The organism is Pseudomonas sp. YQ_5, assembly GCF_043103305.1.
GTDB lineage: Bacteria > Pseudomonadota > Gammaproteobacteria > Pseudomonadales > Pseudomonadaceae > Aquipseudomonas > Aquipseudomonas putida_Y.
The window spans coordinates 1-14,071 of record NZ_JBICJS010000011.1; the positions used below are offsets into that span (position 1 = coordinate 1).

General features: G+C 63.9%; 11 protein-coding genes. 10 read left to right on the top strand and 1 reads right to left on the bottom strand.

Going from position 1 to position 14,071, the window contains the following annotated elements; all coding sequences use genetic code 11:
- Positions 1-253 precede the first annotated feature (253 nt).
- From ACF8EA_RS01530 to accC, 4 genes are all read left to right on the top strand, one after another.
- Entirely contained in the window at positions 254-2,026 is a 1,773-nt protein-coding gene (locus ACF8EA_RS01530; protein WP_392520998.1) for a protein-disulfide reductase DsbD, read from the top strand.
- Between the two features lie 179 nt (positions 2,027-2,205).
- Positions 2,206-2,661 carry a type II 3-dehydroquinate dehydratase gene (gene aroQ, locus ACF8EA_RS01535; protein WP_003255330.1) on the top strand — a complete coding sequence of 152 codons (456 nt, stop codon included), beginning with the start codon at positions 2,206-2,208 and terminating at the stop codon, positions 2,659-2,661.
- A gap of 99 nt (positions 2,662-2,760) precedes the next feature.
- Entirely contained in the window at positions 2,761-3,225 is a 465-nt protein-coding gene (gene accB / locus ACF8EA_RS01540) for an acetyl-CoA carboxylase biotin carboxyl carrier protein (protein WP_021783960.1), read from the top strand.
- A 17-nt stretch (positions 3,226-3,242) separates the two neighbouring features.
- On the top strand, positions 3,243-4,598 hold the full coding sequence (gene accC / locus ACF8EA_RS01545) for an acetyl-CoA carboxylase biotin carboxylase subunit (protein WP_003255333.1): 1,356 nt from the start codon (positions 3,243-3,245) through the stop codon (positions 4,596-4,598).
- A 55-nt stretch (positions 4,599-4,653) separates the two neighbouring features.
- On the opposite strand, the gene ACF8EA_RS01550 is transcribed toward accC, so the two are convergent.
- Positions 4,654-6,507 carry a sigma-54-dependent Fis family transcriptional regulator gene (locus tag ACF8EA_RS01550; protein ID WP_392520999.1) on the bottom strand — a complete coding sequence of 618 codons (1,854 nt, stop codon included), beginning with the start codon at positions 6,505-6,507 and terminating at the stop codon, positions 4,654-4,656.
- A 283-nt stretch (positions 6,508-6,790) separates the two neighbouring features.
- On the opposite strand from ACF8EA_RS01550, the gene ACF8EA_RS01555 reads away from it, so the two are divergent.
- From ACF8EA_RS01555 to ACF8EA_RS01580, 6 genes are all read left to right on the top strand, one after another.
- On the top strand, positions 6,791-7,846 hold the full coding sequence (locus tag ACF8EA_RS01555) for an ATP-NAD kinase family protein (protein WP_392521000.1): 1,056 nt from the start codon (positions 6,791-6,793) through the stop codon (positions 7,844-7,846).
- A gap of 22 nt (positions 7,847-7,868) precedes the next feature.
- Positions 7,869-8,846 carry a thiamine pyrophosphate-dependent dehydrogenase E1 component subunit alpha gene (locus ACF8EA_RS01560; RefSeq protein WP_010951830.1) on the top strand — a complete coding sequence of 326 codons (978 nt, stop codon included), beginning with the start codon at positions 7,869-7,871 and terminating at the stop codon, positions 8,844-8,846.
- A 33-nt stretch (positions 8,847-8,879) separates the two neighbouring features.
- Positions 8,880-9,902 (top strand): alpha-ketoacid dehydrogenase subunit beta, encoded by a 1,023-nt coding sequence (locus ACF8EA_RS01565; protein WP_021783957.1) that lies wholly within the window; start codon positions 8,880-8,882, stop codon positions 9,900-9,902.
- Positions 9,899-11,005 carry an acetoin dehydrogenase dihydrolipoyllysine-residue acetyltransferase subunit gene (locus ACF8EA_RS01570; RefSeq protein ID WP_103463366.1) on the top strand — a complete coding sequence of 369 codons (1,107 nt, stop codon included), beginning with the start codon at positions 9,899-9,901 and terminating at the stop codon, positions 11,003-11,005. Before ACF8EA_RS01565 ends, ACF8EA_RS01570 begins: the two co-directional genes overlap by 4 nt.
- 52 nt (positions 11,006-11,057) lie before the next feature.
- On the top strand, positions 11,058-12,122 hold the full coding sequence (locus ACF8EA_RS01575) for a 2,3-butanediol dehydrogenase (protein ID WP_223279163.1): 1,065 nt from the start codon (positions 11,058-11,060) through the stop codon (positions 12,120-12,122).
- A gap of 212 nt (positions 12,123-12,334) precedes the next feature.
- A complete protein-coding gene (locus ACF8EA_RS01580) occupies positions 12,335-14,068 on the top strand; it encodes a C13 family peptidase (RefSeq protein WP_392521001.1) in 1,734 nt (577 codons plus the stop codon).
- The last annotated feature ends 3 nt before the right edge of the window (positions 14,069-14,071 follow it).

Genomic DNA, 14,071 nt, shown 5'->3' on the forward strand with positions numbered 1-14,071 from the left:
ACGCCAGTGACAGGCGCGCGCGACCGCCTTGTTTTTACGACGCGATATCACGCCATGCGCCAAGGGGGTCGCGCGCAACTCCCCCAGGAAAAATTGGCCCGAAACAAACGTAGGAGCGAGCGCAGCTCGCGATGCGCCGCACGGGCGGCGCTCGATCGCCCAGGCACTGCACATGTCATGTGCGAGCACTACTGGCCCCAACCCACACCAACTCCGCTATCATGCGCAGCAAGTTCCACCTCGCGAGTCCGCCATGCGCCGCCTGTTTTTCATGCTGTTCCTGCTGCTGGCCAGCCCTGCCTTCGCCGCAGGCCTGCTCGACAACCGCCCCAGCGCCACCCTCGGCGCCGCTTCGCTGGCCAACAACGCCGACTTCCTGCCGGTACACGAGGCCTTCAAGCTCAACCTTGTCCAGGCCGATGCGCAAACCATCAAGCTGCGCTTCGTCGCCACCGATGGCTACTACCTCTACCGGCACCGCTTCCAGTTCCACACGGAACCGGCCGATATCACCCTGGGCACGCCGAACATCCCCAAGGGTGAGCCCAAGCACGATGAATTTTTCGGCGACGTCGAGGTTTACCACGGCGTGCTCGATATCGAGTTGCCACGCAAAGACCCACGCGCCTTCACCCTGCTGGTGGGCTACCAGGGTTGCGCCGACAAGGGCTTGTGCTACCCACCGGAAACCGCACGCCTGAGTATCGATGGCGAAGGCGTTGCAAGCGCGCCGGCCACCCGCGAACACGGCTGGAACTGGAAGTCGCTACTGCTGTTCTTCCTCGCCGGGGTCGGCCTGACCTTCACCCCCTGTGTCCTGCCGATGTTGCCGATCCTCTCCGGTGTGGTGCTGCGCGGCCAGGTTGGCGGCGTACGCGGCCTGGCGCTGTCGCTGGCCTACGTGCTGCCAATGGCGGCCAGCTTCGCGGTACTCGGCGCACTGATGGGTCTGTTCGGTGCAAGCCTGAACCTGCAGGCGCGCCTGCAGTCGGCCTGGGTGCTGGTTCCCTTCGCGCTGTTCTTCGTGGTGTTCGCCCTGGCCATGTTCGGCCTCTTCGAGCTGAAGCTGCCCCAGGCCCTGAGTAACCGCCTGAACAACGTCGCCAACCACACCCGGGGCGGCTCGCTGCTGGGCGCAGCAGTGCTCGGAGTGCTCTCCAGCTTGCTGGTTTCTCCGTGTGTATCGGCGCCCTTGGCCGGTGCCTTGCTCTATATCAGTGCCAGTGGCGATGCCCTGGGTGGTGCGCTCAAGCTGTTCGCCCTGGGTTTGGGCATGGGTGCGCCGTTGCTGCTGGTGGCCACCGGGGGCGCGGCCTGGCTGCCCAAAAGCGGCCCATGGATGAACACGGTGAAAAACGCCATCGGCGTACTGCTGCTGGGGCTGGCCATCGGCTTGCTCAGCCGTGTACTGCCAGGCCCTGTGACCTTGCTGCTGGTCGGTTTCCTCGCTGCGGGTGTGGCACTGTTCCTCGGCGCCCTGGAATTCGTCGTCAAGACGACGCCCCAGCGCCTGGCGCAACTGCTCGGTCTGGCCTTGCTGGTGTACGCGCTGGCTTGTTGGTACGGCGCCCTCACTGGCCAGGGCGACCCACTGCGTCCACTGCCGGTTGAGTCACTGGCCGCCAGCGGCGGTCTGCCGGCAGCAAAAGCCGATGCCTGGCAGACCATCACCACACCTGGCGCCATGGACGCAGCCCTGGCGCAAGCCAAGGCCGCCGGCCAGCCAGTGCTGCTGGACTGGTACGCCGACTGGTGCATCAGTTGCAAGGTGATCGAGCATGAGGTGCTCAATGCACCGCAGGTGCAAACTCAGCTGTCCGGCTTCAAACTGCTGCGTTTCGACATCACCGAAAGTAATGCCGAGCAACGCAAGCTGCTCGACCGCTACCAACTGTTCGGCCCACCCGCCCTGCTGTTTTTTGCTGCGAACGGCAGCGAAATTACCGCTGATCGGGTGATTGGCGAGATAAATGCCGGTGAATTTGCGCAGATTCTGACGCGCGTACGCGGCAAAGTCGGTCTATAACTTCCCGCGAGCCGGGAAAAATCCTGAAATGAATGACCGGATTTAATTATCCGGTCACATACTTCGCGCGAACCTCGGACATCGTGCTGGCTATTGCCGGGAACTGGACACTTGCCGTTGCTTTACGGCACACTCGCCGCGCTGTGTCGAATTGCCCTACAAATCCAAGGAATCCGCAGATGGCAACGCTACTGGTGCTCCACGGCCCCAACCTCAACCTGCTCGGTACTCGCGAGCCAGGCCACTATGGCGCCGTGACCCTGGCTCAGATCAACCAGGACCTGGAGCAACGTGCCCGCGCCGCAGGCCACCATCTGCAGTACCTGCAGAGCAATGCTGAATACGAACTGATCGACCGCATTCACGCCGCACGCAACGAGGGTGTGGACTTCATCCTGATCAATCCGGCTGCTTTCACCCACACAAGCGTCGCATTACGTGACGCATTGCTTGCGGTGAGCATCCCATTCATCGAAGTGCACCTGTCCAACGTGCACAAACGCGAACCGTTCCGTCACCACTCCTACTTTTCCGATGTTGCCGTAGGGGTGATCTGCGGTCTGGGCGCCAGCGGTTATCGACTGGCCCTGGAGTCCGCACTGGAACAACTGGCTGCCAACGCACAGCCCAAATGATGAAAACCCTGGCCTAAATGGGCCGGGGTTCGAGAGAAACGTTTCAGATACGTTTTTTGTATTTCGCCCCCTGACCGAACCTTTGGGAGTTGATGATTAATGGATATCCGTAAAGTCAAGAAACTGATCGAGCTGCTGGAAGAGTCTGGCATCGACGAACTGGAGATCAAGGAAGGCGAAGAGTCGGTCCGTATCAGCCGTCACAGCAAGACTCCAGCTGCCCAGCAGTTCTATGCACCGGCGCCTATGGCTGCCGCCCCTGCCGCAGCTCCGGTCGCCGCTGCTGCCCCAGCCGCCGAAGCCGCTGCTGTTGCCGCCCCGGCCCTGAAAGGCACCGTGATCCGTTCGCCGATGGTAGGTACCTTCTACCGCAAGCCTTCGCCGACCTCGCCTAACTTCGCTGAAGTTGGCCAGTCCGTGAAGAAAGGCGACACCCTGTGCATCGTCGAAGCCATGAAGATGATGAACCACATCGAAGCCGATATTGGCGGTGTCATCGACGCCATCCTGGTAGAAGACGGCCAGCCGGTTGAGTTCGACCAGCCGCTGTTCACCGTCGTTTGAATCGCGGAGAGCCAACGATGTCTGGGAAGCTCGAAAAAGTCCTGATCGCCAACCGCGGGGAAATTGCCCTGCGGATCCTGCGTGCCTGCAAAGAGCTGGGTATCAAGACCGTCGCCGTGCACTCCACTGCCGACCGTGAACTGATGCACCTGGGCCTGGCAGACGAGTCGGTCTGCATCGGCCCTGCATCGTCCAAGGATTCCTACCTGCATATCCCTGCGATCATCGCTGCCGCCGAAGTGACTGGCGCCACTGCGATTCACCCGGGTTACGGCTTCCTGGCAGAAAACGCCGACTTCGCCGAACAGGTGGAAAAATCCGGTTTCGCCTTCATCGGCCCGAAAGCCGACACCATTCGCCTGATGGGCGACAAGGTTTCGGCCAAGGACGCGATGATCAAGTCGGGCGTACCGACCGTACCGGGCTCCGATGGCCCACTGCCAGAAGACGAAGAAGTTGCCCTGGCGATTGCCCGTGACGTCGGCTACCCGGTGATCATCAAGGCCGCCGGTGGCGGTGGTGGTCGCGGCATGCGCGTGGTGCACAAGGAAGAGGACCTGATTTCCTCGGCCAAGCTCACCCGTACCGAAGCCGGTGCAGCCTTCGGTAACCCGATGGTTTACCTGGAGAAGTTCCTGACCAACCCACGCCACGTGGAAGTACAGGTACTGTCCGACGGCCAGGGCAACGCCATTCACCTGGGCGACCGCGACTGCTCGCTGCAGCGCCGTCACCAGAAAGTACTGGAAGAAGCACCAGCCCCGGGCATCGATGAGAAAGCCCGCCAGGAAGTGTTCAAGCGCTGCGTCGATGCGTGCATCGAGATCGGCTACCGTGGTGCGGGTACTTTCGAGTTCCTGTACGAAAACGGCCGCTTCTACTTCATCGAGATGAACACCCGCGTGCAGGTTGAGCACCCGGTATCGGAGATGGTCACTGGCATCGACATCGTCAAGGAGATGCTGAGCATCGCCGCTGGCAACAAACTGTCGTTCCGCCAGGAAGACGTGGTGATCCGTGGCCACTCGCTGGAGTGCCGGATCAACGCCGAAGACCCGAAGAAGTTCATCCCGAGCCCAGGCAAGGTGAAGCACTTCCACGCCCCAGGCGGCAACGGCGTACGCGTCGATTCGCACCTGTACAGCGGTTACTCGGTTCCGCCGAACTACGACTCGCTGATCGGCAAGCTGATCACCTACGGCAAGGACCGCGACGAAGCCATGGCGCGCATGCGCAATGCCCTGGACGAGATCGTCGTCGACGGCATCAAGACCAACATCCCGCTGCACCGCGACCTGGTGCGTGATGAAGGCTTCTGCAAAGGCGGCGTCAACATTCACTACCTTGAGCACAAACTGGCCAACCAGGAGTGATCGCGTAGTGTGATGTACCAGAACCCCGGCCCTGTGCCGGGGTTTTTTATTGCCCCTAGCTCTTCATCCGCGGCATGTCGATACGATGCTCATGCACTCGCCGATAAAGCGTCGCACGCGAAATACCCAAAGCCCGCGCCGCATCCGCCGGCTTCCAGCGATGGCGGATCAGCGCGTCCAGCAACAGCTGCCGGGCCGGGCACGACACCCCACTTTCAGCCGAGCCAACCGCTTCACCACGCACCTCCTGCGGCAGATCCTGTAGCCGCACCTGCCCGCCCTCACTCACCGCACAGGCATACCGCAACACCTGCCGCAGCTGGCGCAAATTGCCCGGCCAGCGATAAACCAGTAATGCCTGCAGCGCGTCATCCGCCAACACCACCTCCACCCCGCAAGCCGCAGCCTCCTCGGCCAGCAACTGGTGAATCAGCCCCAGCCGGTCATCACGCTCACGCAAGGGGGGTAGCTCAAAGCGGGCATTGGCCAGGCGGAAGTACAAGTCTTCACGAAATCGCCCGTCCTCCACCATCGACGCCAGATCGCGATGGGTCGCACAGATCACCTGAATATCCACCCGCTCCCGCCGTGCCGCCCCCAGCGGCGCCACCTCCCCCTCCGCCAGCACCCGCAGCAGGCGGGTTTGCAGGTTCAGCGGCATGTCCCCGATCTCGTCGAGGAACAACGTGCCGCCATCGGCCTGCTGCAACAGCCCTTGCATGCCTTTGCTGGAAGCCCCGGTGAAGGCCCCGGCCACATAGCCGAACAACTCGCTTTCGATCAGGGTTTCCGGGATGGCCGCGCAGTTCAGGGTAACGAATGGGCCATCACAGCGCTGGCTTTGCTGGTGCAGTTGGCGGGCGAATACTTCCTTGCCGGCCCCGGTCTCCCCCAGTACCAGCACCGCCAGGTTGCAGTCCTTGACCCGCGTGGCCAACCGCAGGTGCTGCTCGATGCGGGTGTCCTGGGCCTGGCGCACAGGCTGCGCACGCTGGCGTTGCTGCGGTGCGCTGACCCTGCCATACAAACCGCCCAGACCAGGCAGACGCTGGGCGGACGACGCGCTCACCCGGCGCAGCTGGTCGATGTCGAAGAGTTCACCAATGTGCTCGGGCAAGCGTCCCAGGCGTTCCATCAGCCGTTGCCGCGCCAGGCTGTTTATTGCCTGCAAGCGGCCATCGGCATCCCAGGCCAGCAGGTAGTCGGGTTGGCTCTCCACATAGCCAGGCGTGCCGTGGGCGCGCATCACCCAGTGGCCCTGGGCGCTGTGCATGAAGAAGGCGTTTTCAATCTCGCGGGCCGTCTGCTCGACCAGTTGGCGGATCAGGTGCTGGCTGCGCCGATCGTCCGGCGACTGCAAGGCCGACACATCAACCACGCCCAGCAGCTCGCCCAACGGGTCGAACACCGGCGCCGCTGTGCAGGTCAGGCCAATGAAGGCGGCGCGAAAGTGATCGCGCTTGTGCACCGTGACCGGGGCCTTGCTGGTCAGTACCGCCGCCACGCCGCATGTGCCCTCCTCGCCCTCCGACCAGCAGGTCCCCAGATATAGCCCAGCCTTGCGACAGTCGTTACGGATGGCCGACTCGACCCGGTAATCGATGGTTCGCCCCTGGGCATCGGTAAGCAGCACGCAGTAGTCAGCGCCGCGCACCCGTTCGTGCAAGCGCGCCACGGCATCGCTGGCGATGCGCAGGAACAGCTCGGCGCGTTCGCGGCATTCGTTGAGCAGGCTTTGGGAAAGGATACGCGGCCCCTGCTGGGAACCGGGGTCGAGGCGGTACACATCCATGGAGCGACGCCATGAATCGAGAATCAGTGGTGGTACCGGCACCTGCGGCAGGCGGTCGGCATTCTTCACCACCCTGCTGACGCAGTCCACATGGGCTCGGGAGTTCGCGGCAAGCATTCAGGCCCTCCGGTTCTCGTTGCTGTTTTTATCGTTGTCCGGCCATTAAGCGCCTCTGGGCATGCCCCGACAAGCACTGTGTGATTACCGGATGGCTTGAGACGCAGCGTCTCAGCGTCTCGGCAACAGAGGCCCGGCGCTGGTACCCGGCGTCTCGCCGCCACACCCGTGAAGCCCTGACCGATCACGACCAGAGCCCTCTAGCCCGGCCACTTCAGCCATCGCGAAGAAAGCTGGCACCCCGCTTGCTCCTGCCCTTGCAAACAAAAATACGAGGTGCGCCATGCCGCTACCCGCCCCGATTGTCGGGATCATTGCCAACCCTGCCTCTGGCCGCGACCTGCGCCGCCTGACCGCCAATGCCGGGCTCTATTCGAGCACCGACAAGGCCTCGGCCATCCAGCGCCTGCTGGCCGCTTTCGGTGCCACCGGCATTGGCCGGGTGTTGCTGCCCAGCGACATGACCGGCATTGCTGCCGCAGTGCTCAAGGCCAGCCAAGGCCCGGGGGCCCGTGACCAGCACTGGCCGGCCATCGAGATACTCGACCTGCCACTGACCCAGACCGTGGCCGATACCCGCCTGGCAACCCGGCGCATGGTCGAGCGCGGCGTGACGATGATCGCCGTGCTGGGCGGTGATGGCACCCACAAGGCGGTCGCCGCCGAGGCCGGTGACGTGCCGCTGCTGACCCTGTCCACCGGCACCAACAACGCCTTCCCCGAACTTCGCGAAGCCACCAGCGCAGGCCTGGCCGGTGGCCTGCTTGCCAGTGGCCGGGTAGCGGCCAGCATCGGCTTGCGCCGTAACAAGCGCTTACTAGTGAAAGTGCCCGAACAACAGTTGGCCGAATGGGCCTTGGTCGAGGTGGCCGTGTCGCCACAGCGCTTCATCGGTGCCCGTGCGCTCAGCCGCAGCGAGGACCTCTGCGAAGTCTTCGCCTGCTTCGCCGAACCCCACGCCATCGGCCTGTCGGCCCTGTGCGGCCTGTGGTGCCCGGTGTCACGGCAAGATCCGCACGGCGCCTGGGTACGCCTGGCCCCCGGTGCCGAACAGGCGCTGTTGGCACCGTTGGCGCCCGGCCTACTGCAAGCCTGCGGCATCTCCGCCTGCGGTCCGCTGACGCCCGGCGTCGCCCATCGCCTGAGCCTGGCCAGCGGCACCCTGGCCCTGGACGGCGAACGCGAAATCGAATTTGCCAAGCATGACACGCCCACCATCACCCTCGACCACCAAGGCCCACTCAGCGTGGACGTCGAGGCCGTGCTGGCGCATGCCGCCCGCCACCACTTGCTGGCCGTCCCGCGCGGCCACCGCCTGCACCCTGCAAACCCGTGTTGAGACAACCCCGGAGAACAACAAGATGTCCAATCAACTCAGTACTGAACAACTGCTGCATGCCTATGAAGTCATGCGGACCATCCGCGCCTTCGAAGAACGCCTGCATGTGGAGTTCGCCACCGGCGAAATTCCCGGCTTCGTCCACCTGTATGCCGGCGAAGAAGCCTCTGCCGCCGGGGTCATGGCCCACCTGCGCGACAGCGACTGCATCGCCTCGACCCATCGCGGCCATGGCCACTGCATCGCCAAAGGCGTGGACGTGTACGGCATGATGGCCGAGATCTACGGCAAGAAGACCGGCGTGTGCGGCGGCAAGGGCGGCTCGATGCACATTGCCGACCTGGAAAAAGGCATGCTCGGTGCCAACGGTATCGTTGGCGCCGGCGCACCACTGGTGGCCGGGGCGGCGCTGGCGGCCAAGCTCAAGGGCCGCGATGACGTGTCGGTAGCCTTCTTCGGCGATGGGGCATCCAACGAGGGCGCCGTGTTTGAAGCCATGAACATGGCGTCGATCATGAACCTGCCCTGCATCTTCGTGGCCGAGAACAACGGCTACGCCGAGGCCACTGCCTCCAACTGGTCCGTCGCCTGCGACCATATTGCCGACCGCGCTGCCGGCTTCGGCATGCCTGGCGTCACCATCGACGGCTTCGACTTCTTTGCCGTATACGAGGCCGCCGGCGCCGCCATCGAGCGCGCCCGTTCCGGGCAAGGGCCGTCGCTGATAGAGGTCAAGCTCAGCCGTTACTACGGCCATTTCGAAGGCGATGCGCAAACCTACCGCGCCCCTGATGAAGTGAAGAACCTGCGCGAATCCCGCGACTGCCTCATGCAATTTCGCAACAAGACCACCCGCGCCGGCCTGCTCACGGCCGAGCAACTGGACGCCATCGACGCCCGCGTCGAGGACCTGATCGAAGACGCCGTTCGCCGCGCCAAGTCCGATCCCAAGCCACAGCCCGCCGACCTGCTCACCGACGTCTACGTCGCCTACCCCTGAGCCGCGGATTACAAGAACAACAGGAGAACCACCATGGCAAGAAAGATCAGCTACCAGCAGGCCATCAACGAAGCCCTGGCCCAGGAAATGCGCCGCGACAACACGGTGTTCATCATTGGCGAAGACGTCGCTGGCGGTGCCGGTGCGCCCGGTGAGGATGACGCCTGGGGTGGCGTGTTGGGCGTGACCAAAGGCCTGTACCACCAATTCCCCGGCCGCGTGCTTGATGCACCGCTGTCGGAAATCGGCTACGTCGGCGCGGCCGTCGGTGCTGCCACCCAGGGCCTGCGCCCGGTGTGCGAACTGATGTTCGTCGACTTCGCCGGCTGCTGCCTGGACCAGATCCTCAACCAGGCCGCCAAGTTCCGCTACATGTTCGGCGGCAAGGCAGTGACCCCGCTGGTGATGCGCACCATGTATGGCGCCGGCCTGCGCGCGGCGGCCCAGCACTCGCAGATGCTCACCTCGCTATGGACGCACATCCCCGGCCTGAAGGTGGTGTGCCCATCCTCGCCTTACGATGCCAAGGGCCTGTTGATCCAGGCGATCCGCGACAACGACCCGGTGATCTTCTGCGAACACAAGCTGCTGTACAGCATGCAGGGCGAGGTGCCGGAAGAGGTGTACACCGTACCGTTCGGCGAAGCCAACTTCGTGCGCGACGGCGACGATGTGACCCTTGTTACCTACGGGCGCATGGTGCATGTGGCGCTGGAGGCCGCCAACAACCTGGCCCGCCAGGGCATCGACTGCGAAGTGCTGGACCTGCGCACTACCAGCCCGCTGGACGAGGACAGCATTCTGGAAAGTGTGGAGAAGACCGGCCGCCTGGTGGTGATCGATGAAGCCAACCCGCGCTGCTCGATGGCCACCGACATCAGCGCGCTGGTGGCGCAGAAGGCTTTTGCCGCACTCAAGGGCCCGATCGAAATGGTCACCGCGCCGCATACTCCGGTGCCGTTCTCCGATGCCCTGGAAGACCTGTATATCCCTGACGCGGCGAAGATCGAAGCCGCCGTGCGCAAGGTAATCGAAGCCGCAAGGAGTGCCGCATGAGCCAGATCCATACCCTGACCATGCCCAAGTGGGGCCTGTCGATGACCGAGGGCCGGGTGGACACCTGGCTCAAGCAGGAAGGTGACGAAATCAGCAAGGGCGACGAGGTGCTGGACGTCGAGACCGACAAGATCAGCAGCAGCGTCGAAGCGCCGTTCAACGGCGTGCTGCGCCGCCAGGTGGCCAAACCGGATGAAACCCTGCCCGTCGGCGCACTGCTGGCGGTGGTCGTCGAAGGCGAAGCAGAAGAGGCCGAGATCGATGCTGTGGTACAGCGCTTCCAGGCCGAGTTTGTCGCCGAAGGTGCGGCCGACCAGAGCCAGGGGCCGGCCCCACAGAAGGCGGAAGTAGGCGGGCGCCTGCTGCGCTGGTTCGAACTGGGTGAAGGCGGCACACCGCTGGTGCTGGTGCACGGTTTTGGCGGTGACCTCAATAACTGGCTGTTCAACCACCCGGCGCTGGCTGCAGAACGCCGTGTCATTGCCCTCGACCTGCCGGGCCACGGCGAGTCGGCCAAGGGCCTGCAACGGGGCGACCTGGATGAACTGAGCGAAACCGTGCTCGCCCTGCTCGACCACCTGGACATCGCCAAGGCCCACCTGGCCGGCCATTCCATGGGCGGTGCCGTCAGCCTCAACGTGGCGCGCCTGGCACCGCAACGGGTAGCCAGCCTGAGCCTGGTGGCCAGCGCCGGGCTGGGCGAAGCGATCAACGGGCAGTACTTGCAAGGTTTCGTCACCGCTGCCAACCGCAATGCACTCAAACCGCAGATGGTGCAGTTGTTTGCCGACCCGGCGCTGGTCACCCGGCAAATGCTGGAGGACATGCTCAAGTTCAAGCGCCTGGAAGGTGTGGACCAGGCCCTGCAGCAGCTGGCAGGCGCACTCGCCGACGGCGACCGGCAGCGCCACGACTTGCGCGGGGTACTGGGCAATCACCCGGCGCTGGTGGTGTGGGGCGGCAAGGATGCGATCATCCCGGCCAGCCATGCCGAGGGTCTGGAAGCCGAAGTAATGGTGCTGCCAGAGGCCGGCCACATGGTGCAAATGGAGGCGGCCGAACAGGTCAACCAGCAACTGCTCGCATTCCTGCGCAAGCACTAAGCCCTTTTCGTGAGCCTGGAGAACAACAATGAATGACCTGAGCCACACCCACATGCGCGCGGCCGTCTGGCATGGCCGCAACGATATTCGTGTCGAACAGGTACCTTTGCCGGCCGACCCTGCGCCGGGCTGGGTACAGATCAAGGTGGACTGGTGCGGCATCTGCGGCTCCGACCTGCACGAGTATGTTGCCGGCCCGGTGTTCATCCCGGTAGAGGCCCCGCACCCGCTGACCGGCATTCAGGGCCAGTGCATCCTCGGCCACGAATTCTGCGGCCACATCGCCAAGCTTGGCGAAGGCGTGGAAGGCTATGCCGTAGGCGATCCGGTGGCGGCAGACGCCTGCCAGCATTGCGGCACCTGCTATTACTGCACCCATGGCCTGTACAACATCTGCGAGCGCCTGGCGTTCACCGGCCTGATGAACAACGGTGCCTTCGCCGAGCTGGTCAACGTGCCCGCCAACCTGCTCTACCGGCTGCCGCAGGGCTTCCCTGCCGAAGCCGGGGCACTGATCGAACCGCTGGCGGTGGGTATGCACGCGGTGAAAAAGGCTGGCAGCCTGCTTGGGCAAACCGTTGTAGTGGTGGGGGCCGGCACCATCGGCCTTTGCACCATCATGTGCGCCAAGGCTGCGGGGGCGGCGCAGGTCATCGCCCTTGAGATGTCCTCTGCGCGCAAAGCCAAAGCCAAAGAGGTAGGCGCCAACGTTGTGCTGGACCCCAGCCAGTGCGATGCCCTGGCGGAAATCCGCGCACTGACAGCAGGGCTGGGCGCCGATGTGAGTTTTGAGTGCATCGGCAACAAACATACGGCCAAGCTGGCCATCGACACCATCCGCAAAGCAGGCAAGTGCGTGCTGGTGGGTATTTTCGAAGAGCCCAGCGAGTTCAACTTCTTCGAGCTGGTGTCCACCGAGAAGCAGGTGCTGGGGGCGTTGGCGTACAACGGCGAGTTTGCCGACGTGATTGCCTTCATTGCTGATGGTCGTCTGGATATTCGCCCGCTGGTAACCGGCCGGATCGGATTGGAGCAGATTGTCGAGCTGGGCTTCGAGGAACTGGTGAACAACAAAGAGGAGAATGTGAAGATCATCGTTTCACCGGGTGTGCGCTGATTGCACCTTGAAGGCAACGTGGCACCTGTGGGAGCGGGCGCGCCCGCGAAGAAGCAACACGGTTGAGGGCACCGGCTTCGCCGGTGTTCGCGGCTGAAGCCGCTCCTACAGGGCACGCGCAAGGTTCCAAGGCTGTGCGCCGACACATGGGCTCGCTGTCTCAGGATCCCATTCTGCGTCATACTCGGCAGACCTATTGCCCGGTCCTTGCCATGCGTCCATTGCTCCCCATTACCCTGGTCCTGCTGCTCGCCGCCTGTGGCGATGGCGAATCGCTGCTCCCGCCGGACGCACGGCTGCCTGACGGTGGGCGTTACCGGGGGCAGGTGGTCGATGGCCTGCTGCAGGGCGAGGGCCGGATCGACTACCCCAATGGCAGCTGGTACGCCGGCAGCTTCAAGGACGGCCAGTGGCACGGCCAGGGCGAATGGCATGGCCAGAACGGCGAGGTCTACCGCGGCCAGTTCGCCGAGGGGCTGTTTCAGGGCCTGGGCGACCTGACCACCCCGGGCAGCCACTATAGCGGCACCTTCCGCCACGGCCGCCGCGACGGCGAGGGCACCCTCAAGCAAGCCGACCAGACCTACCGCGGCCAGTTCAAGGACGACCTGTACGACGGCGCAGGCCAGCTGGAGCTGGCCGACGGCAGTCGCTATCAAGGCTTGTTCGCCAAGGGCAAGCCCAACGGCGCCGGGGTGCGCAGCGATGCCAGCGGCAACCAGTTCAGCGGCCTCTTCGTCAACGGCCAGCTACAAGGCGCCGGCACCTACGACAGCGTTGATGGCGAGCAGTACATCGGCGAGTTCAAGGACAACCGCCTGGAGGGCCGTGGCCGCTACGAAAATGCCGATGGCGATGTGTGGATCGGTGAATTCAAGGACGGCTCGCTGAACGGCGAAGGGGAACTGCTGGGCAGCGATGGCAGCCACTACAAGGGTGAGTTCGCCGACTGGCACCTGTCGGGTCAGGGCAGCCTGCAACTGCCCGACGGCAGCAAGTACATCGGCGGGTTCCTGAACGATGCCTACCATGGCCACGGGCGACTGATCCTGGCCAGTGGCAAGGTCGAAAGCGGAACATGGGCCAACGGCGTGCGCGTGCGCGACCAGAATGGCAAGCTGCTACCAGACCCACTGGACCTGGCTTTGCTCAACCAGGGCCGGCTGCTGAACGAGGCACTGGCTCGGGTACCACGCTCGGCGCCACCGATCCAGCTGTATAGCCTGGTAGTGGCCGGCGATGGCCAGCAAAGCGTATTCCTGCGCGAAGCCGACTACGTCAGCAACATGCTCAAGGTGCGCTTTGGTGCGAGCGGCCAAGTGACGCTGGTCAACCACCGCGACCACATGACCACACGCCCCATGGCCACACGCGAGAACCTGTCCCGCGCCGCCACCACCCTGGCAGAGCGCAGCGGCCCCGAAGACCTGGTGTTCATCTACCTCACCAGCCATGGCAGCCAGGACCACCAACTGGTGCTCGACCAGCCCCGCCTGCAACTGGCCGATCTGTCCGCTGACGAGCTGGCTACTGCCCTGGCCCCGCTGAAGGATCGCGACAAGGTAATCGTCATCTCCGCCTGCTATTCAGGGGGCTATATCGCCCCGCTCAAAGACGAGCGCACGCTGATCATGACCGCTGCCCGGGCCGACCGCGTCTCCTTCGGTTGCTCGGAAGAAGCCGACTTCACCTACTTTGGCGATGCCCTGTTCGCGGAAGCGCTGAACCAGACCGACGACCTGAAACAGGCGTTTGAACTGGCGCGCGCCAGCGTTGCCGAAAGAGAACATAGGGAAGGCTTCGAGGCCTCCGAGCCGCAGCTGTGGGCTCCGCCCGCCGTGCTTGAGCACTGGCAGCACCTGCGCCAGCAACAAGCCGAAGAAGCGTTGCGTAACGCCGCACAGGCCAACGTGAGGGAACAGGCAAAAACGCCCGGCACTCACTAGACT